Annotated in this window: 21 protein-coding genes; 7 read left to right on the forward strand and 14 right to left on the reverse strand. The window is 41.6% G+C overall.

The features are described 5' to 3' along the window. Nucleotide 1: 1 nt before the first annotated feature. From ABJH64_RS03615 to ABJH64_RS03650, 8 genes are all read right to left on the reverse strand, one after another. Complete coding sequence (locus ABJH64_RS03615; RefSeq protein ID WP_348276183.1) at nucleotides 2-1,072, reverse strand: M20 family metallo-hydrolase; 1,071 nt, start codon at nucleotides 1,070-1,072, stop codon at nucleotides 2-4. 14 nt (nucleotides 1,073-1,086) lie between these two features. Next, nucleotides 1,087-1,887: an acetylglutamate kinase gene (gene argB, locus ABJH64_RS03620; RefSeq protein WP_348276182.1), complete on the reverse strand. Its 801-nt coding sequence runs from the start codon at nucleotides 1,885-1,887 to the stop codon at nucleotides 1,087-1,089. A 10-nt stretch (nucleotides 1,888-1,897) separates the two neighbouring features. After that, on the reverse strand, nucleotides 1,898-2,869 hold the full coding sequence (locus ABJH64_RS03625) for an acetylornithine carbamoyltransferase (protein ID WP_348276181.1): 972 nt from the start codon (nucleotides 2,867-2,869) through the stop codon (nucleotides 1,898-1,900). Between the two features lie 18 nt (nucleotides 2,870-2,887). Then, a complete protein-coding gene (locus ABJH64_RS03630) occupies nucleotides 2,888-4,018 on the reverse strand; it encodes an aminotransferase class III-fold pyridoxal phosphate-dependent enzyme (protein ID WP_348276180.1) in 1,131 nt (376 codons plus the stop codon). 150 nt (nucleotides 4,019-4,168) lie between these two features. Continuing rightward, nucleotides 4,169-5,137: an N-acetyl-gamma-glutamyl-phosphate reductase gene (argC, locus tag ABJH64_RS03635; protein ID WP_348276179.1), complete on the reverse strand. Its 969-nt coding sequence runs from the start codon at nucleotides 5,135-5,137 to the stop codon at nucleotides 4,169-4,171. After that, the gene (locus tag ABJH64_RS03640) at nucleotides 5,130-6,323 is read right to left on the reverse strand and encodes an argininosuccinate synthase domain-containing protein (protein ID WP_348334488.1); all 1,194 of its coding nucleotides are present in this window, start codon (nucleotides 6,321-6,323) and stop codon (nucleotides 5,130-5,132) included. Before ABJH64_RS03640 ends, argC begins: the two co-directional genes overlap by 8 nt. Before the next feature lie 37 nt (nucleotides 6,324-6,360). Then, the gene (locus tag ABJH64_RS03645) at nucleotides 6,361-7,044 is read right to left on the reverse strand and encodes a GNAT family N-acetyltransferase (RefSeq protein WP_348274170.1); all 684 of its coding nucleotides are present in this window, start codon (nucleotides 7,042-7,044) and stop codon (nucleotides 6,361-6,363) included. A 417-nt stretch (nucleotides 7,045-7,461) separates the two neighbouring features. Further along, entirely contained in the window at nucleotides 7,462-8,721 is a 1,260-nt protein-coding gene (locus ABJH64_RS03650; RefSeq protein ID WP_348274171.1) for an aminotransferase class V-fold PLP-dependent enzyme, read from the reverse strand. 51 nt (nucleotides 8,722-8,772) lie between these two features. On the opposite strand from ABJH64_RS03650, the gene ABJH64_RS03655 reads away from it, so the two are divergent. Together ABJH64_RS03655 and ABJH64_RS03660 are read left to right on the forward strand one after the other, a co-directional pair. After that, nucleotides 8,773-8,901: a hypothetical protein gene (locus tag ABJH64_RS03655; protein WP_348274172.1), complete on the forward strand. Its 129-nt coding sequence runs from the start codon at nucleotides 8,773-8,775 to the stop codon at nucleotides 8,899-8,901. A 160-nt stretch (nucleotides 8,902-9,061) separates the two neighbouring features. Next, entirely contained in the window at nucleotides 9,062-9,769 is a 708-nt protein-coding gene (locus tag ABJH64_RS03660; protein ID WP_348274173.1) for a DsbA family oxidoreductase, read from the forward strand. Between the two features lie 70 nt (nucleotides 9,770-9,839). Here the strand turns inward: ABJH64_RS03660 and ABJH64_RS03665 are convergent, their stop codons facing one another. Next, a complete protein-coding gene (locus ABJH64_RS03665; RefSeq protein ID WP_348274174.1) occupies nucleotides 9,840-10,727 on the reverse strand; it encodes an SMP-30/gluconolactonase/LRE family protein in 888 nt (295 codons plus the stop codon). A gap of 36 nt (nucleotides 10,728-10,763) precedes the next feature. After that, nucleotides 10,764-11,642, reverse strand: a complete 879-nt coding sequence (locus ABJH64_RS03670) for a hypothetical protein (RefSeq protein WP_348274175.1) — start codon at nucleotides 11,640-11,642, stop codon at nucleotides 10,764-10,766. 152 nt (nucleotides 11,643-11,794) lie between these two features. On the opposite strand from ABJH64_RS03670, the gene ABJH64_RS03675 reads away from it, so the two are divergent. The 3 genes from ABJH64_RS03675 (at nucleotide 11,795) to ABJH64_RS03685 (ending at nucleotide 13,661) form a co-directional block, all read left to right on the forward strand. Next, nucleotides 11,795-12,874: an oxygenase MpaB family protein gene (locus ABJH64_RS03675; protein ID WP_348274176.1), complete on the forward strand. Its 1,080-nt coding sequence runs from the start codon at nucleotides 11,795-11,797 to the stop codon at nucleotides 12,872-12,874. Nucleotides 12,875-12,982: 108 nt separating this feature from the next. Further along, nucleotides 12,983-13,288, forward strand: coding sequence for a DUF2752 domain-containing protein (locus ABJH64_RS03680; protein ID WP_348274177.1), 306 nt, complete (start codon nucleotides 12,983-12,985; stop codon nucleotides 13,286-13,288). Next, nucleotides 13,281-13,661, forward strand: a complete 381-nt coding sequence (locus ABJH64_RS03685) for a TM2 domain-containing protein (protein WP_348274178.1) — start codon at nucleotides 13,281-13,283, stop codon at nucleotides 13,659-13,661. Before ABJH64_RS03680 ends, ABJH64_RS03685 begins: the two co-directional genes overlap by 8 nt. 162 nt (nucleotides 13,662-13,823) lie before the next feature. Here ABJH64_RS03685 and ABJH64_RS03690 read toward each other — a convergent pair whose 3' ends face one another. Continuing rightward, nucleotides 13,824-14,534, reverse strand: coding sequence for a hypothetical protein (locus ABJH64_RS03690; protein ID WP_348274179.1), 711 nt, complete (start codon nucleotides 14,532-14,534; stop codon nucleotides 13,824-13,826). A gap of 45 nt (nucleotides 14,535-14,579) precedes the next feature. On the opposite strand from ABJH64_RS03690, the gene ABJH64_RS03695 reads away from it, so the two are divergent. Next, entirely contained in the window at nucleotides 14,580-15,107 is a 528-nt protein-coding gene (locus tag ABJH64_RS03695; RefSeq protein ID WP_348274180.1) for a HEAT repeat domain-containing protein, read from the forward strand. A gap of 132 nt (nucleotides 15,108-15,239) precedes the next feature. Then, a complete protein-coding gene (locus ABJH64_RS03700) occupies nucleotides 15,240-15,797 on the forward strand; it encodes a hypothetical protein (RefSeq protein ID WP_348358138.1) in 558 nt (185 codons plus the stop codon). Here the strand turns inward: ABJH64_RS03700 and hrpB are convergent. The 3 genes from hrpB to ABJH64_RS03715 form a co-directional block, all read right to left on the reverse strand. Then, nucleotides 15,794-18,280 carry an ATP-dependent helicase HrpB gene (hrpB, locus tag ABJH64_RS03705; RefSeq protein ID WP_348274182.1) on the reverse strand — a complete coding sequence of 829 codons (2,487 nt, stop codon included), beginning with the start codon at nucleotides 18,278-18,280 and terminating at the stop codon, nucleotides 15,794-15,796. The genes ABJH64_RS03700 and hrpB overlap by 4 nt on opposite strands. Before the next feature lie 150 nt (nucleotides 18,281-18,430). Beyond that, nucleotides 18,431-18,937: a DUF2911 domain-containing protein gene (locus ABJH64_RS03710; RefSeq protein ID WP_348274183.1), complete on the reverse strand. Its 507-nt coding sequence runs from the start codon at nucleotides 18,935-18,937 to the stop codon at nucleotides 18,431-18,433. Nucleotides 18,938-19,075: 138 nt separating this feature from the next. Further along, the gene (locus ABJH64_RS03715) at nucleotides 19,076-20,224 is read right to left on the reverse strand and encodes a Gfo/Idh/MocA family oxidoreductase (RefSeq protein ID WP_348274184.1); all 1,149 of its coding nucleotides are present in this window, start codon (nucleotides 20,222-20,224) and stop codon (nucleotides 19,076-19,078) included. Nucleotides 20,225-20,245 lie beyond the last annotated feature (21 nt).

Here is a 20,245-nt window from a genome sequence, read left to right on the forward strand (position 1 = left end):
TCTAAGTAGTTTGAGTGAGCAAATTAGCGTAGGTTTCCAGTAGTTGGATATAACCTGCTATACCTTGCTGAATTTCGTTCAAATAAATATATTCATCTGCAGAATGTGACCTTGCAGAATCTCCAGGGCCGATTTTTACAGATGGATAGGGGATCAAAGCCTGATCGGATAGGGTGGGACTTCCGTAGGTTTTTAAGCCAAGTTTTTCTACAACTTGTAAAATTAGGTGATCTTTCGGAACATGGGAGGACTGCAATCTAAGCGACCGGGGAGTTAGCTCGGCACTGAGGGAGCCTTTCAATTCCTCAAATGCTTCTTCCAATGAATATGCATCCGTCACGCGAACGTCCAATACAAATTCGCACAGATCCGGAACAACATTGTGTTGCTGACCTGCATGGATAACAGTTGCGGAGACTTTCGTCTTTCCCAGAAATTGGGATACTTTCTGGAATTCAAAACTCTTGATTCTCTGTAGATCTTCCAAAGCTGCATAGATCGCATTGACTCCTTCCTCACGAGCTGCATGGCCAGCTTTACCATGGACTTTGGCATCGATGACCATGAGCCCTTTTTCTGCTACAGCCATATCCATCAAAGTAGGCTCGCCTACGATTGCCAACTCACAGGCAGGTAGCTGATCGATCACTGAAGCAATGCCATTTTTACCAGAAATCTCCTCTTCAGCGGAAGCAATCATGATCAAATTGAAGGGGAGGTCTCGCTCATGAAAGTACGTAAAAGCAGCAATCAAGCAAACCAAAGGCCCGCCAGCATCATTACTGCCAAGCCCAAATAACTTCCCATCTTCTGTGATAGCATGAAAAGGATCTTTGGTATAACCGGCATTTGGCTTCACGGTATCGTGATGAGAATTCAGCCATATCGTTGGCTTGTTATTATCAAAAGCTGACGCAAAAGCCCAGACGTTGTTCCCCGATTTATGTGATTCTATATCTCTTGCTGTAAAAAATTCTTCTATTAGTTCAGCAGTAGAGCTTTCTTCTTTAGAATAAGAGGGAATTTCTATTAGCTGAGTAAGAAGTTGAACCGCGTCATGATATAAATCCATCTTTAAATTTTGGTTTAGTATAAGTCGTATCGACTTCTCTCGATGGTTGTGCCCGAAAGTTTTCCTTTGGCTGCCAAATGAAGATTTTCAGCCTTTCCTATCCACACATGATTGACGCCCTTTTGCAAGGCCTCAAAAGCATTGTCCAACTTTGGAATCATACCTGAATGGATTACATTTTCCTTTTTCAGTTCTTGATAAATATCCTCATTAATCAGCGGAATGATGGAATTCTCATTTTTCTCATCGATCAGAACGCCACTTTTGTTGAAGCAGAAGTAAAGGTTAACCTGATGTTCTTTTGCCAAGCTAGTGGCTAGGGCAGAAGCTATGCTGTCGGCGTTTGTATTTAGCAATTGGCCTTTTGCATCATGGGTAATAGCATTTACCACTGGAAGCAAATTCCCAGAAAGTAAATGATCAATTAATTTAGTATTGACTTCCTGAATATCACCTACAAATCCGTAATCTATTCCTTTGACAGGACGTTTGATTGATCGGATGATGTTGCCGTCAGCACCACACATTCCTATTGCATTTACCTTTAGCGCCTGAAGTTTTGCTACTAGGTTTTTATTGATTAGTCCGGCATACACCATCGTTACCACATCGAGTGTTTCCTTATCCGTGATTCTACGTCCATCCACCATTTCAGGCATTACGCCAAGAGATTCACCGAATCTAGAAGCCATGATTCCTCCACCATGAACCAATATTTTGTGTCCGGGGAATTTGGAGAAGAGAGCTAAAAATTCATCTAATTTTTCAGGAAAATCGATGACATTGCCCCCGATTTTAATAATACTGATTTTCATTGGGAGTTCTTTAAATAGTTCCTAGAAGGTGACTAATGACTGCCTGAGCTGCGTAAACTCTATTTTTAGCTTGCTCCTGCACCAATGATCTTTTTCCATCTAAAATTTCGTCAGACAATTCTAGATTTCTACGGACAGGTAGGCAATGCATTACTTTTGCACTTGGAGCTTTTTTAAAATGATCTTCTGTGAGCATCCATGAAGCATCGGTGGAGATTATTTTTCCATAATCGTTAAAAGCAGACCAGTTTTTAACATACACAAAATCAGCGTCTTCTAGCGCTTTACTTTGATTATATTCTATCTTAGCGCCCTTGGTAAACTCCTCGTCCAATTCGTAACCAGAAGGATGTGTAATCGTAAGGTCATGATCCATTCCTAGGGTCCATTCCGCAAAGGAATTGGCTACTGCATGCGGAATAGCTTTGATATGAGGACCCCAAGTCAGGACAATTTTTGGTTTCTTTTTCCCTGACCAATTTTCACGGATAGTAATTTGATCTGCGAGACTTTGCAAGGGGTGACGGGTAGCGGATTCCAGACTGATGACTTGGATTCCTGAATATTTCACGAACTGAGAAAAAACAAAGTCACTTACGTCCTCCTCCTTGTTGGTCAAAGAAGGAAACGCCCGAATAGCTAGCATATCGAAATAAGAGCCCAAAACTGCTGCAGCGTCCTTGATATGCTCCACAGTGCCTTTGTTCATGATAGCTCCTTCTTGCATTTCCAATGCCCAGCCTTCCTTGTCCATATTCAGCACAATAGGTTCTAAGCCAAGATTCAGTGCAGCTAACTGGGTGGAAACTCTCGTTCTAAGTGAGGGATTTAAGAAAATACATCCAATGCGCTTTCCTTCGCCTTTAGCTTTGTCCAGCGCAGGATTGGCTTTGTAAAGTAATGCTAGCTCGATTAGCTCATTGCCTAGATCGAAGGATTCAAATTTCGTGAAATGTTGAAGTGGCTGGGAAAGTTTGGCCATTGATTAGCTGGAACGGGTTTAACTTAAGGTTTCTTTTAATGCGGTTACAAACGAATTTAATTGATTCCACTCGATATTTAAAGGCGGGAGCAGTCTTATAGTATTCTTTCCTGCGGCACTTCCTGTGAACATGTGATATTTTGTGACCAATTCTGAGCGAACCGGCCCCGCTTCTCTGTCCAGATCGATTCCGATCATCAGGCCCTTTCCCCGAATCGCAGTAATTCCAGGGATAATTTTCAGTTCATCCAGAAGCTTCTCTCCGAGTACAGAAGAATTTTCTATAAGCTTCTCTTTTTCAATCACTTCCAATACTGCCAATCCAGCAGCGCAGGCGAGATGATTGCCACCGAAAGTAGTCCCTAACAATCCGTAGGTAGCTTTAAATTCTGGAGAGATTAATATTCCTCCGATCGGAAAGCCATTTCCCATGCCCTTCGCCATGCTGATAATATCTGGTTTCAATCCAGCAACATGTTGGTGCGCAAAGAATTTTCCTGTCCTGCCAAAGCCTGACTGTACTTCATCTAGGATCAATTTGGCTCCATAATTCTTAGCTAGTGACGCTAATCCCAGAAGAAAATCAGCACTTGGAACCTGAATTCCATTTACTCCTTGGATACCTTCGATGATGATTCCCGCAATTTCTTTTGATTTCAAAACTTCCTCCACAGCAGCTAAATCTTCCCAAGGCAGAATGTGAAAATCTTCGCGAGCGTTGCTAGGAGCAACGATTTTTGGATTATCAGTTAAGGCCACTGCTCCGGATGTTCTACCATGAAAACTGCCCGAAAAAGCAATAAAGCCAGATTTTCCTGCTGCAAATGAAGCGAGCTTGATCGCATTCTCGTTCGCTTCTGCTCCTGAATTACATAGGAAAAGCTCGTAATCAGGATACCCAGATAGCTCTCCTAATTTCTCCGCGTATTCTTGTTGGATAGGAATATGAACAGAATTGGAGTAAAAAGCGATCTGATTCAATTGGTCTTGGATTCGCTTCACATAATATGGATGCGTATGACCGATGGAAATAACGGCATGCCCGCCGTATAAATCTATATATTCTTGTCCCTGATCATCCCATAGTTTGGCTCCATCGGCCTTAGCGATGGTCACTGGGATCAGAGGATAAACATCGAATAATTTCATGAGGATTTACGATTTGGGATTTTAGAAATACATGGCAATTCTGTACTTCCGCCATCTATTTTAAACTTGAAGAAAAATGAATGGTGCACGCAACATGTTGAAGGGACCTCCACCCAGTCTTGAATTTTGTCTCTAGCCTCTAAAATCCAATTAGAAGCCAATACTTTTTAAATTCAAGCCCATCCTCTCCTCAAGTCCAAATGCCAGATTGTAATTCTGAACGGCCTGTCCAGAGGCTCCTTTCAATAGATTGTCAATTGCAGAATAAATCACCAATTGACCCGCTTCTTTTTGCACGTGAATGATACATTTGTTCGTATTCACCGCTTGCTTCATGTCTATATCACTAGCTGAAACATAGGTAAAAGCAGCGTCTTTATAGAAATCTTTGTATGCTGCTACAGCTTCTTCTTGCGTTCCTACATAAGGGAAATAGGCTGTAATCCATATACCTCTAGGGAAGTTGCCTCGGTAAGGAACAAAAAGCATTTCAGATGAAAAACTTGGGTTCAGCTGATTGAAAGTCTGCTTAATCTCCTTGAGATGCTGATGTGTAAACAACTTATAGACAGACATATTTGAAGATCGATAGCTGAAGTGAGATGTCTCACCCAATTTCTTTCCTGCACCCGTACTTCCAGTGATTCCAGAAATGTGGATCGTATCTTTTACCCAACCTTTTGCGATAGCTGGAAGTAATGCCAACTGAATTCCTGTGGCAAAACAACCCGGATTGGCGATCTTTTTCGCAGTCTTGATTTTCGCAGCATTGACTTCTGGAAGACCATAGGTAAAGCCGTTGGATTCATCACGGAAGTCTGTGGACAAATCGATCAATACTGTCTCTGGTGAAAAACTATGTTGCTCTAAGAAACCTTTGGTCTGACCATGAGGCAAGCCTAAGAATACCGCTTCAATTCCTTCCGTTTGCACTTCATCTGTGAAAACCAAGTCACAATCTCCGATCAGATCAGGATGAACTTCAGCTACTTTTTTACCTTTCTGGCTATTGCTATGTACAAAGATCAGTTCGCAGGCAGGATGATGAACCAGAAGACGAAGTAATTCTCCACCGGTGTATCCCGCGGCGCCTATGATCGCTGTTTTGATTTTAGTCATTGTCGGAGTTTACCTTATGGAAAATCGAGGTTTGGTTACCTAAAATTCGGGTGAAGCCTTTCACATCTTCTGCAGTATAGCCCTTATTCATTTCGCCATAGCTGCCAAACTTGTTGGACATCAGGTCATGCTCCGAAGTAATTCCAAGCAAAGTAAATCGGTAAGGTTGAAGCAATACTTTTACATCACCTGTGACATAAGTTTGCGTGCTAGCCATGAATTCTTCCATATTTCTCATCACCGGGTCTAGGTAATGTCCTTCATGAAGGTGATTGCCGTAGAACTCAGCCAGTTGGTTTTTCCAGAAAAGCTGCCATTTGGTAAGCGTGTGCTTTTCCAAAAGCTGATGTGATTTAATAATAATGATTGGAGCAGCAGCTTCAAATCCAACCCGACCTTTGATACCGATAATTGTATCTCCTACGTGAATGTCACGTCCGATTCCGTAAGGTCCAGCCAAAGCTTGCAATGCCTGGATAGCTTCCACCGAATCATCATATTTTTTCCCATCGACACCCTTGAGTTCTCCTTGAGAAAAAGAAAGAATTACTTCCAATGGTTCTATCGCTGTAGCTTTAGTAGGCCAAGCACTATCTGGGAGGTAATCGGTAGAGGTCAAGGTCTCTTTTCCCCCAACTGAAGTCCCCCATATCCCTTTGTTGATTGAATAAGCCGCTTTCTCGAAATTCATCGATACGCCATGCTTTTTCAAATAGTCAATTTCCTCCGCTCGACTGAGTTTCAAATCACGAATAGGAGTGATAATCTCTATATCTGGGACTATCGTCTGAAAGATCATATCAAAGCGAACCTGATCGTTTCCAGCTCCCGTAGAACCGTGAGCTACAGCCTTCGCATCGATTGACTTGGCGTACTCAGCTAGGGATTTTGCTTGAAGAATTCGCTCAGCGGATACAGAGAGGGGATAGGTTTGGTTTTTCAGCACATTGCCAAAAACCAAATACTTAATCACTTCATTGTAATAGGTATCCATTACATGGAGGATTTTGAACGAAGCAACACCTAGGCTTTTTGCTCTTTCTTCTATATCTGTCAATTCTTCTTCCGAAAAACCGCCTGTATTCACCAGCACTGCATGCACTTCATAACCCAATTCTTTGGATAGATGCAAGGCACAAAATGTGGTATCCAAGCCACCACTGTAGGCTAAAACTATTTTCTTCATTTCAATCTATTTTATCTCCCAAACAGGAAGAATGAATTTATAAAAAGATGCTTGTGAGTGTGTCTTTTGACTTATTCAATTTCAGCATCACGTATTTCTTTAACCTTACCCAGCGATCAAATAATTTCAAATCTTTCTTGAAATCGTCACGAAGCGCTAATTCTTGGGTATGGTTTCTTTTAGAATTGGGATCGTAAAGCATCGCTGTGCAGAGACAGTTCTGCCTGTTTTTGCTCATCAGTATCTCATAGTTGATACAGCTTTGGCAGCCTTTCCAGAATTCATTATCATCCGTCAGATCGGAGTAGGAGACGGGAATGTAGCCCAACTCAGAGTTGATTTTCATAACCGCTGCACCAGTTGTCAATCCGAAGATCTTGGAATCCGGGTATTTAATACGACTTAGTTTGAAAACTTCATTCTTGATCTTGCGGGCAAGACCGTATTTCCTGTATTCGGGGGAAACGATCAATCCTGAGTTTGCCACATATTTGCCATGTCCCCAAGCCTCAATGTAGCAGAAACCTGCCCATTTGCCATCTGAGGTCAATGCGATCACCGCCTTTCCTTCATCCATTTTAGTTTCTACATAAGCAGGCGTACGCTTGGCTATACCTGTACCTCGAGCTTTGGCGGAATTCTCCATCTCGTCAGTGATCTGGGAGGAATAAACCTTATGTGAAGGATTAGCTACAATAATCTGGAAGGAAATGTTATCCATTAGGGATTGCATGTGTTTAATCCGATGAAATCGGAAGATTAGTAAATAAATCAAAGTTGAAAGGGCGGGCAGGTACTCCACGTAGGAGTACAACTATTCATCGTAGGGTTAAACCCTATAGAAAAATCTACACGTCCTTAACGGAGTGGAAAAAGCAATAGCATCAACTTTCACCGCTACAGGTGTAGTGCGAGTGTAAGTGGCTGCTATGTGATTTACTTGTGTCATGCGTAATAGGGTGGCAAAATTGATTCCATTGAAAAGAAAATGCAAGTATTACTGCGAAAAATATACTGTTCGTTGCGAATTTTTATGGATTTCGAAAAATCTACTTCTCCATCTTGCGAATTTTGCTCATTACAGAAGATAATTTTGCTTTTAATTATCTATTTGATAATGGAAATCACGTGAATACATTTAGGCATTTCCCGACATCTGCCTCAATGCAGCCACAAATTGATCCATATCTTCCTCAGAGGTATAGACATTTGGAGTGATTCTACAGCCGTTTACACCACCTGCACCATTGATGGCTACTGTAAAAATCCGATACTTATCTATCAGCGTCTTAGCCATTTCAGATGGACTCATGGCATCCAAACCTACATTGGCAATCGCACAGGATCGACGAGGATCAATTGGAGTATTAACATTTATCCCAGGTAAATCCCGAACCTGATCAGACCAGTATCGCTGAATAAATCTCAGGCGTTCCTCCTTTCGTTTGATTCCCATTTTATTGAGAAAATGGATAGAATCAATTACGGATAGATCAGTGGACACGGCATGAGTTCCAGTATGATTTAGATTCAATAATGTTTTTTGATCTAATTCATAAGGTGCTAAAAGAGGTCTGATTTGCCCACTTTTCCCTTTTTTCACATACAGCATCCCACAACCTAGCGGTACACTCAGCCATTTGTGCAGGCTGGAACCATAATAATCACAGTTCAATTCTGAAATGTTGAAATCAAAATGGCCAACTGCATGCGCTCCATCCAACATGACTTCTACGCCATGTCCATGTGCCATATCAGCAATTTTTCTCACTGGTAAAATATGTCCCGTGATATTCACAATGTGAGGAACCATCATCAACTTTGTTTTTGGAGTGATAGCCTTTTCATAAATTGCAACTATTTCTTCGTCATTCTCAGGATGTAGGGGTATGTCTATTCGTTTTACTTTGATCCCGTATCTCCTTTCGGCTAGCTCAAACATATTGAGCAGACTTTCATAGTCTTGATTAGACACAATAGCTTCATCCCCTTGTTGCCAAGGATAGCCTGAGATAATCAAATCAATGGATTCAGTTGTATTTCGTGTAAGCACAACTTCCTCAGAACTAGCACCTATCAACTCAGCCACGGCAGCGGCACTTTTGGCTTTGTTCTCCCACTGCACTGTTCGCATATAGCTTGATCCTTGGTAATTGACTTCTCTTAAATGTGCGATGTAGTTTTCAAGCGTTTCTTCGGGTAAAAAGCAGTAATAACCATTCTCCAGATTGATGTAATCTGGCTTGAGTTTGTAGGAAGCGCGGATTTGCTCCCAGTAGTCAGGTGCAGTTGGATCGAGATCTACTAATGATTTTGCTTTTGCTATTTCAGGTTTAAAAATTGACCCAGAGCCAATTCCAAGAAATGCTAAGGATTTAAGGAATTTCCGCTTATCCATGAGAGAATGTTTTTTTAAAGTATGTAACTAATAATCCAAACAATCAATAAGATGATTGCCAGCCAGGTGATCCAAGGTGATCGCTGCGGGAATTCGAATTTACAAATGGGACAAACTTTGGCTGAGGAATCTATTTCCATCGCGCAAGAAGGGCATTCTTTGGTTTTCATGTTTGGCTGAACTCTTTTGACTTAAAATCTATTTATTCCTAAGTAAAGAAAATTGATATAAATATGAAATCGAGCCTGTCTGCCTCAGGCATGACAAATAACCTCACACAATGAGATAATTATTACAATGCGAGATTTCATATGGCCATTAAAAATCAAATTACAAACACATGAAAATAGAAATATGGTCGGATGTAGCTTGTCCTTTTTGCTATATCGGAAAAAGAAAAATTGAGAAAGCAATTGCAAAATTTCCTCATAAAGACAAGATAGAAGTTGAGTGGAAGAGTTTTCTACTCAACCCTGATCAAGTCACTCAGCCTAACAAAAGCTCTGAAGAGCATCTAGCTGAGGTGAAAGGTTGGAGCCTAGCCCAAACCAGAGAGATCACTGCCAATGTGGTAAAGATGGCTGAGGAAGAAGGCTTGGATTATCACTTGGATAAATCTGTGGTTGCTAATACTAAGAAAGCGCATAGACTTTTGCATCTGGCAAAAACTCAGGGCAAAGGAGATGAGATGAAAGAAAGCTTACTTAAGGCATATTTCACAGATGCTGTAAACATTGATGATGATGCTTCTTTATTGACCTTAGCGAAAGAAATTGGACTCGATGAAACAGCTGTTAAGGAAGTTTTGAGTTCGGATAAATTTGAAAATGAAGTCGATCAGGACATCTATGAATCACGGCAACTAGGAGTTAGGGGAGTTCCATTCTTTGTATTGGATAGGAAATTCGGTATTTCTGGCGCCCAACAAGATGAGGTTTTTGACCAAACCTTGGAGAAGGCATGGAATGAATATGCCAAAGCAAACCCTGGTCTAGAAATCGCAGGAGGACAAGGTGAAGCTTGTGATGTGGATGATAAAAATTGCTAGAAGGTAGAAATATGCTACTACAAAAAATGGCGGTATTACTACCGCCATTTTTATTAAAATCATCCAAGTTTTACCAGACACCTCGGTTCCTCATCTGTAAAGTATAGACCGCGTCCATTGCCGTGATGAATAGAGTTTTTCTGTCTAATGATCCAAACACAACATTGGCAGTCCATTTGGCAGGGACAGGAATGTGAGCGATTTGCTCTCCATTGCGATTAAAAACGGTCACACCATCACCCGTCAGATAGACATTTCCCCGATCATCGATGGTCATTCCATCGGATCCCATCTCGCAGAAAAGCGTCTTATTGATCAAATAACCATCCTCTCTTATTTCATATTTGTAGGTTTTCTTGTCTCCAATATCTGATACGTAGAGGAATTTTCCATCAGGAGTACCTACTATTCCATTTGGTTTCACCAGATCTTCAGCTACCACAAATAATTCTGTTTTATCAGCAGAGAAAAAGTACACATTCTGGCCAGCTTGCTCAGATTCCTCACCCCGGCCTTCCCAGTACGGCCTAACGTAAAGCGGATCTGTGAAATAAATTCCGCCTTTTGGACGAACCCAAAGGTCATTAGGTCCATTTAATTTCTTTCCTTTAAAAGCCGTAATCCAAACGGAGTGATTTCCATCGGTATCAAAAGCCCACAGTTCATTTTTATTGTCGGCAGCCGCTACCAAAGTTCCATCTAGCATGAAGTACATGCCATTAGCACGGCCTGCATCTTCCTTGAACACGCTAACTTCATTAGAAATCGCATTCCATTTATGAATGCGGTTGTTAGGTTGATCTGTGAAAAACACGTCTCCAAAGCGATTTACCGCTGGACCTTCTGTGAATTCAAAGCCATCTTGGACTTTTACCAATTCTGCATTTTTAGCAACAATTCCTCTTTTGTCTTCTATTTCTTGAGCAATAACCTGCGTCCCCATAAATAGGACCGCCATCAAAAGAGTTGATTTAATAGGATTCATAGTGTAAAGTTATTTTCTATTTATCGTGACTACTAGCACATTTAGGTCTTCGCTATAGGCCATTCGTGTTATGTTTTCATGCGTATCGGAGGGTATCACTCCAAGTGTTTTCCAATCCGGACTAGTATATTTTCTGATGAAAACTTCATTTCCAGCTGCCATCAATAGGTGATTTTTGTCCAGCCAAATAAAATCTTTTGATCCCAAAACGCCAGCAAGATATACTTCTCTGGATCTATTTTCTATATCATAGCTTTTTATTATGCCGGCTTGACCTTCAGGAGACTGCGATAAATAGGTAATTTCTGATGTTTTAGGCCGCCTTTTTACTGAACGTTCTATGGCAGAATCAATCATGATTAAGTCATTTCTTCCACGCGCATAAACCAATCTATTTGGCTCTCCAAGGACAAACATTGCTGCTTTATTGTCATACCAATCATAGTAGCCCACAGGTTCTATATCATCATAAAGCAACTCTGCTGGTTCGAATGAAGTAGGGTAAAGCCAGATCCTTTGCTTTTGGTCTTCTTCCATCACCACTGCAGCGATATACATCCCGCAATCCGTGATACTTGGAGAAAACTCATTTCGGTCAGATGTCTTAGAAAAGTTGGTGAATTTGTCTGATTCAAAATTGTAAACTATAATATCATGGTTGCCATTTTGGTCGGCTGCTGAGAAAACCAGCTGAGTTTCATTAATAAAATTGGGCTGATTGTCATATTCTGGTCTATCAGTCAGTGGCCTCGCGGTTTCGGTCAGTAATTTTAGTTTGGCTCCCTTACCACTCGTGTTGATCACCCACAAATCTGTTCCGCTTTGGGCAAAGCCCAAAAAGCCATTAAAAAACAGGAGTAGCATGGGCAAGAAAAAACTCTTTTTCATAGGAATATAATTTGCCATCCTGACAAAACGGGACAGGCTATGGAATCTCGCATTAGCTGAAATCTTCCTACAAGGTGAAGTTTGCTTCTTGCTCGATTTAATCGGATTGTTAAAATTGTCCAACCAAAATAGTAAATCGTGGTTAGAAAGGTGTGAGCAAAATAGAACTATATCAAAACACAACATTTGATCAGCTAAGACAGACCCAAGATCCTCTTGCAGATCAGTTCGTTAGCTATTTAATCGCCAATCCTGAATTAATCTCGCACATTAATTCCTGGTCGGAAATTCCTTCAGCGCTGGATGATACTTATCCTGAGGAATTCCAAAATTTCTTCAATTTCTACCTGAAGCCGCCTGCTGTTTCTAAGGTTGTCTTGGAAAATGCTCAAAAGATCTTTGATCAGAAGGGGGATCTTTACCTCGCGATGCTGGGATTTTACTCGCTTCCTTATACCTATGCCTTTGGTGATGGGGCAGAGGTACTCGTTAGATCCCACAGAATTTTAAGCGACATTGGTCGAAGATTGGGAGAAACAGGTAGATTTTTACTAGATATTTTCGAACCTGGGGCATTCATCAGCTCAAATAAAGCCTACCTGACTTGTGCGAAAGTTCGTTTAATTCATGCTTTCAGCAGGTATTTTATCTCCCTTCACTCGAAGGATTGGAAGGCAGATTTCGGCAAACCCATCAATCAGGAAGATCTTATAGGGACCAATCTAGCTTTCAGTCTGATTGTGATTAGAGGTTGGAGAAAAATGGGTTTTGAAGTAAAAGCATCGGAGGTAGAAGCCATTATGCGCTACTGGAAATGGATCGGCCAATTGATGGGAATTCAGGAGGAATATTGGCCAGAAACCGCTAAAGAAGCATTTCAACTGGAAAAATTAATCCGAAAAAGGCAACTGAAATCCTCGGCAGCTGGACTTCAGTTAATCCAAGCATTAATTGGTCACTACCAATCCACCATTCCAGATTCGATAATTTCCGCGCAGGTTGAACCGATTTTGAATTTTTTCCTCGGAAAAGAGGCTTCTGCTGCATTGAACATTACTTCTACTTTGCCATTAAGAGGTGAGTTACTCGGATTGATATTTAGGTTTTCTGGATGGAAAACCTACGGGGCTAATAAAGGGTATGCACAGCTGGCAAAACAAGTTGACCTGAATCAATTGGCAGTTTATGGAGAGAAGTTAGAAATCAAACTACCTGAAATAAATCGTTCATAATCGAACACTATTTTGTTCGGTTATCTTGCATCAGAAACCCAAAACCTTCAATAATCGGCGTTTTTGGCTATGTTTGGGGTATGGCATCTTTTTCGTATTTAACAGCACATGAAGGTAATTACCCGATGGATATCAAATCTGCCGCTTGAGCTGATCTTTTGGATTGGGAGCTTGGTAGCAGTAGTTTTCCTGGATCCGCATGGGGGCAGTCACTTGAGTCTCTGTCCACTGAGCCAACTGGGAATTGATTGGTGTCCGGGCTGTGGCCTAGGGAGGTCCATGAGTCTGCTCGTGAGAGGAGAATTTCAAGCTTCCTTTGACATGCATCCGCTGGCAGCTCTGGCGTATGTGGTGATTATCTCCAGAATCTGGCAATTATTTAGAAACTTAAAAACAACACACAATTATGGCTAATGTATTAAGACATCTTCCTGAATTGGAAGGAATGGAACTGGGTTACATCCAGGGTTTAATGAAAAACATGGATGAGGATCAGGCATCACTATTCGCTCAGGTTTACCGTGCTCGAAGAAAAGACGCTCAAATGATTTTGATTCTTACATTGATTGGTTTCTTTGGATTTGCTGGATTACACCGCTTTATTTTGGGACAAATAGGCTTGGGGATCTTGTATTTCCTAACCCTCGGTCTCTGCTTTATCGGTACCATAGTCGATTTGGTCAACTATAAAAGCTTAGCCTATGAGTACAATATCAAGGTGGCTCATGAAACTATGAATCTACTTAATGCCAGTTATCCTGGTGATGTAACGAATACGACTCATTGATTTTAACTTAACGAGAACCAAAGCCGGAGGAAACTTCGGCTTTTTTGTTTTTGGGCTTATAGAGTTTTTGACTAGGAGAATATGTTAACCACCTAGTCACATCGTAAAACTAGTATTTCGGGAAGTCAGGCAGTGCCTGAAGATCAAAACTTGAAACTCTTTCTACCAATCCTCTTCCTCATTTTTATCCTTCAGAAAATCCCGCTCTATCCCTTCAAATATCCGTTCGCCATCGGTTGAAAAAAGCACATGAATTCCGGTCAACTTAGTATGAATTACTTTTAGTGTCTCAAAATCAGGCTGCTGAACATGAAAGGGAATGCTCATCAGATTATCTTGTTGTTTGGAAAATGGAGGCGGTGTCTCACTTGCAAAAAGGTAAGGAAAAAGCGTCATGCCGCAGCTGATTCCCCAAGTAGTAATCGGGAATTCATTTTCGTAGCGCTGAAGTCGTTCATTGATTTCTTCGAAAAACTGCTCACTCTCACCAAGTCTCAACCGTGAACCTGCTCTAGATTTACCTTTAGTTTTGAGGTATTTGATCTGACTTTTGCCTTGTTTTTGCCTCACCATGTAGGCTCTGAAGACTTTATGATCTAGCATTACGCCATTGTGAAAATAGCCTGTAACAGCAATTCCAGCACGGATCATGACTAAGCCTAGATGAAAATCATCCTTGACAATTAAGTGACCATTTTCGTCAGGAATCATATTCCACGGAAGAGCTAGTCGTGCAAGCCATGAATCACCGTTAGATAGTACCCATTGATGTTTGGAGCGATCAAAACTTCCCTCCAAGCTTTCTTGCTGAGCTCGCTGTAAGATAGACTGATACTTTTCTAGGGATATTAACTTTGGATTGCCAGAAGTCATAGCGGGGGAGGCTTTTCAATTATATTTGCACAAATAAACCGAAAAATGATGGACGAGGAAATTCAAGGCTTGATCAACCGCATGAGCGACCCAAACGAAAAGGAAGCTTTCTATTTTGCCGACAAACTAGGCAAAAATCTAGATGAAAGTGGTAGAGATAAGCTGATCGAACTAGTAAAAGGAGACAATTGGGAAGTTGCTTACCTCGCATGCCGAGCACTAGCTAAGTCATCTTTCAATGAGGAATCTCTAGATGCTATTTTTGAAGCGATCAATCATAAAAAAAATAGAGCTCACCAAGGAGCTTTCGTTCAGATCCTGGAAGAGTTTGATCTAAGCTTGCGATTTGTCGATATTTTTAGAGTTTTTCTGTTTGGTAATTTCAAAGCTCAAGTTCTTGCTAAGATGTATTTGGATGAAGTGGAATTTGACATGACCCCTCGCACACTTCGCAAGGCCGAAAAGCACTGGAACCATTATCTTCACAATCCTGAAGATGAGGGTAGTTTAGAGTTGAAAAAACTAGAAGTCGAGCCTATTTTAAAAGAGATTAAGGAATTATTTTCTGAGTGAAAAGTAACATTCGCCTGATTCTTGTGTTTTAATATATACAAGCAACTGGAGATTGTCATGAGAAAAGTGGATGTTGTAGATTTACACTCAGGGTTTTTCACAAACCATGGATTCGTCCTAAATCGCTCTCAATTGTTTTTTGAGAAGGTTTTTCCTCACGGAAAACAGGTAATATTTGTAAACTTGGTTGAAAGTTCAGCAGCGTATTTTGTAGAATATCACTTGGCAGTCAGGATTCATGCAGTAGAAGAATTGGTTCAGAAATTCCTTCCGACACCCATCAGCTATGCAGATCAATCCAATACACTATCCCAAACACCGGACAGATTGGGGAATAGCTACCCAAAAAAAATCACTGTTTCTGATCAGGTTGATTTTGCAAATATCCTCAACGCCACAGAAGATTTCTTTTTAAATAAAGGTTTTGATTGGTTGAATCAGATGATTGATCCGGTAGTTTTGGAGAAGGAATTTTTGTTTCAATCAAAAAGGAATAAACAAGATTTCAATCTGGTAGAAGCTGCATTCCGAGCTACAGCGCTAAGCAAACTTTACAATCCCGAAGATTATCAAGTCCTTCGTCAGGCATTTTTAGAAAAAATACACTCACAAGATTTCACTCCATTCACCATAGCATCGTTCCTTCAGTTTCTGAATCACCTAGACAATGAAAAGCAAGTAGCTGCCTAGTAGCGTTTTTTAACACCATTGATAGCTTGGGCTTCCAGTGGGTTTTCTGGCCACTCATGCTTAGGGTATCTTCTTTTCAACTCTTTTTTAACTTCGAAGTAGCCATTCTGCCAAAAGCTTTTCAAATCCTGAGTGAGCTGTACAGGTTTATATCCTGGAGAAAGAAGCTCGATCAAAACCCGAATTTTTCCATTATTTACCGTTGGAGTTTCTAATAAGCCAAATAATTCCTGAAGTCTAACAGCAAGAAGGGGAACCTCACCTTTTCTATATTCCAGTTTAATCTTACTGCCAGAAGGGACTTCAATTGTAGCTGGCGCAAAGTGATTTAAAGCTTTCACTTGCTCAAAATCTAAAGAATTAGAAAGGATTTGAACCAAATTTAACTTCTTGAAATCTTCATTTTTCTGAATTCCCTTCAGGTAGGGTTCAATCCAGTTTTCAGGTTTTTCACACAGATTCGCAACAGACCATTCCGGCCAGTTTTGAGTTGAATTCCAGCTCCTTAAGCTTTGCACTCGCAAGATTAACTGCTCCACCTCCTCATTGAAATCAAGCAAATACTCGCCTTCCTCACGTATAGCTTCCAAAATTGCTTCCGTCACGTCTCCGTCGGAATAGTTGGCCAAAGGCCGAGTACCGAGGATAATAGATCCAATTCTGATCTCTGAATGTGCCTGCAAGCCTCCCTTTTTTCTATCCCATTTGAGAACTTCCTTAGTCTTCAGCATCGGGGCTAAATCTTTTGGATTAATCGGAGCAGCCATCCAGATTTTACCCATTCCTTCCCGTGCGTCCACATGAGCTACAGCAAGCCAAGATTCGTGGGCTAGATCATCTTTGTGACCGATCTGGGCAATTTTCCCATTAGCCAATTGGAATTGGGCATTGTTTCCAGGACGGGCAGCTGCGATTCGCTCTGGATAAGCATAGGCAAGGAGCAATCCTGTCTGCCAAGGATCAACTGGGCTATTATCAGGTTGGACAGAAAACATGCGGCGATAGGAAGCTGCCATTTTCTCGATCTTTTTAATTCTCGGAATGCTTACATTATGTTTTCTGAATCTTCTTAGCGCTTCTATTCTTAGATTCAAATCCACCCCGGCATCTGTTCCTAGCGGGTCCCGTTCATCCAAAATAGCCGCAATATCTGTAGCCAATCCCAGCTGATCGATTTCTTGAGCATTGAGGAGCATGTGAGCGATTCGCGGATGAGTTGGAAGCTTATGTATCTCTCGACCATGAGGCGTCAGTTCGCCTTCCAAGATAGCTTCTATGGATTCCAGTGTCTTTTCTGCCAAGCTCAACGTTCCAGCCGGGGGAGGAGTGAGCCAAGTCATAGATCTGATGTCCTGCTTACCCCAAGCTTTCATATCCAGAACCAAACCAGTCAGATCCGCTTCCATCAATTCAGGTGTACGGTAGTCATTTAACTGATTTTGAATCACTTGTGTCCAAAGCCTATAGCTATGACCCGCGGTCAATCTACCTGCCCGGCCAGACCTCTGATCCGCAGAATCCTTACTGATTCTATGCAAAACCAATCGAGATAAACCTGACCTTGCATCAAAGCGAGAAGATTTGGCAAAACCTGAATCTACTACCACGGTCACACCTTCTATGGTGAGCGAAGTCTCAGCAATGTCAGTAGAAAGCACGATTTTCCTTTTCCCCGAAGGATGAGGCATGATCGCTCGATTCTGATCTCCAGGTGATAGTTGGCCATAAAGCGGTAATACCAAGTCCTCAGGAAGTGCTTTTCTCAAGATTTCCTGTGCTTTTCGGATCTCACCTTGCCCAGGCAAGAAAACCAAGAAATCCCCATCATGGACTTTTGTCAAGGGAATAATCTGGCGAGCTGCATCTTCCCCAATCGAGTATTGATCCACCTCATTCATATAGTTCACTTCAACAGGATACTGTCGTCCCTTGCTTTCTATCACTGAGGAACCGAGTAGGCCTGAAAGCACTTTTGAATCGATCGTCGCAGACATCAACAAGATCCGAAGGTCAGGTCTGAGAACTTGCTGAACCTCCCGACAAAGTGCCAGTGCTACTTCTGAGTGTAGATTTCTCTCGTGAAACTCATCAAAAATCACCAGTCCTACATCTTCCAGCGCATTGTCCGAATGTAGCATACGGGTCAAAATTCCTTCAGTAATTACCTCTAATCGGGTGTTATTAGAAATTGCAGATTCGAATCTAATTCTGTAACCGATCAGATCACCCAGTTTGGTATCGGTCATGGATGCCATGCGCTGCGCAATTGTCTTGGTAGCCAAGCGTCTTGGTTCCAGCATAAGGATTTTCTTTCCAGCCAGCCAGAACTCTTCCAGCAGAGTCAAGGGTAGCAGTGTACTCTTTCCAGCTCCCGGAGGGGCTTGGATGATCAGGGAGTTGGCTTTGGAAAGCTGAGATTTTACGTGAGGAATAATCTCCGATACAGGGAGATCGAAAGAAGACGGATTAAAATTTTCGAGCATGGGCTGCAAAAATAAGGATTTGGGATAGAAAGGGAATCATGACAACATGGAATATCCCTATTCCTTTGACCAAAGTATCTTGACTAATAGCAATGAAAAAGCCACAAGAATTAGATTCTTGTGGCTTTATAAGCTTGGAAACTAAGAATATTACTTGCTCAGCTTAGCTGAAGCTACACCATATTCCCATCTTACTTCGAAGCTCGCAGGTTTCACCTCATACACTAAGCGCTCTTCCATGCTAGAGCCTTGTCCGGAAGGTACAGAAACTCTAAGGGCGTCTTGTGCAGGATCATAGTCAAAAGCTCCCCATTGCTTAGCCACTTTGTTGAATATGAAAGTAGAAGAACTTTCGCCTGGAATTATAAAGAAGCTATAAGTACCAGCTGGTAATTTTTTTCCTTCTACCATGATATCCTTAGAAGTGGTGAAGGTAGTGGCGTCATTAGCTCCGGCTCTCCAAACTTCTCCTAGAGGAACTAGGTCTCCCCAGATCATTCTGCCTTTAACAGCTGGAGATGAGTAATTGATAGTAATTTTGGCATCGCCAACCATTCCTTCAGCGGTCTTGGCAGGGCTAGCTTTCTCTTGTGCATTAGCTGCAAAGCCTACAAAAGCTAGTAGGACAAAGGCTAAAAGGCTCTTTCTTAAATTCATCTTGATGTTGTTTTAGTTGGGTTGAAAATACGATTTTTTATTAAAATGGAATGGCTTCTACCCGACTTTATTGAAAAGACAAAAGACCGTGAGATAAAGAAATATCGATTTTCCATTTCTTCCGTCTTCCGTCTTCCTTTAAATCTTCACCCAGCCTTCTTTTTGGTTACTTTCTACGATCGCATCTCCGATGATCAATTCTCTCCATCCATCAGCAAAGGTAGGGTAGGTAGGTTTGTCTGGTTGCTTGCCTTCTCTTACCGCAGCATATACTTCTTTGAAAAGCTGCTTGGAAGTATCAGGAAATCCTTCTTGGTGCCCTCCTGGGAAGCTAACCAAAGAACGCGCTCCTTCGTCCACCAAAGCTGGGTCTTTCATCAAAATCGAATTAGGGGCATCGCGCTTACCGATCCAAAGTTCATTAGGCTTTTCAGCATTGAATTCGAAATTGGCCTTAGAACCCGAAATCTCAATATTCAAGCGGTTTTTACGACCAGCATTTACCTGACTCACTACGATCGAGCCAGTGCGGCCATTGTCAAAGCGAAGCATGATCGTCGCGTAATCTTCAGAAGTCACTTCATATTCCTCGTAATCTTTGGGATCAAGCGCCTTTCCAGAGAAAGATTCTACCGCCTTCAATGGTTTTAGACGAGTTGGATGGACAATTGAAAAGTCAGCCATCACAGCTGTCACTTTTAATCCAGTCACATATTCTGTCATATCTAAGAGATGAGAACCGATATCAGCAACTACTCTAGAACCTCCAGACTGCTTAGGGTCCAATCTCCAACTGTAATCTGTTTTGTGAATCAGCCAATCCTGAAGGTAAGAGCCCATGACGGAATACACATCTCCCAATTCTCCTTTTTCACGCATCACTTTCATCTGACGAACCATAGGATAATAGCGAAGATTGAAGTGAACGGCATTAATCAAGCCTTTTTCTTTCGCCAGATTCACCAGCTCCTCTGCTTCTTCCACTGTCATGGAAAGAGGTTTTTCGCACACGACATGCTTACCCGCTAGTAAACAAGCTTTTGCCTGAGGAAAGTGAAGGAAATTTGGAGTACAAATGTGCACTACATCGATCGCTTCATCTTTGAGCATATTGTCGAATGTGTAGGCATTCGGAATTCCTAGTTCAGCAGCTTTGGCAACTGCCACTTCTTGGTTCACTTCTACTAGTCCGGTGACTTGGATGTTAGGAATTCTTCTTAGTGCTTCTAAATGCGCTGGGCCGATAAATCCGGTTCCCACAATAGCCGCGTTGATAATCTGGGGCATAGGTTTTATTAGGTTGTTAAA

Origin of the sequence: Algoriphagus sp. (genome assembly GCF_039969895.1) — a bacterium.
GTDB lineage: Bacteria > Bacteroidota > Bacteroidia > Cytophagales > Cyclobacteriaceae > Algoriphagus.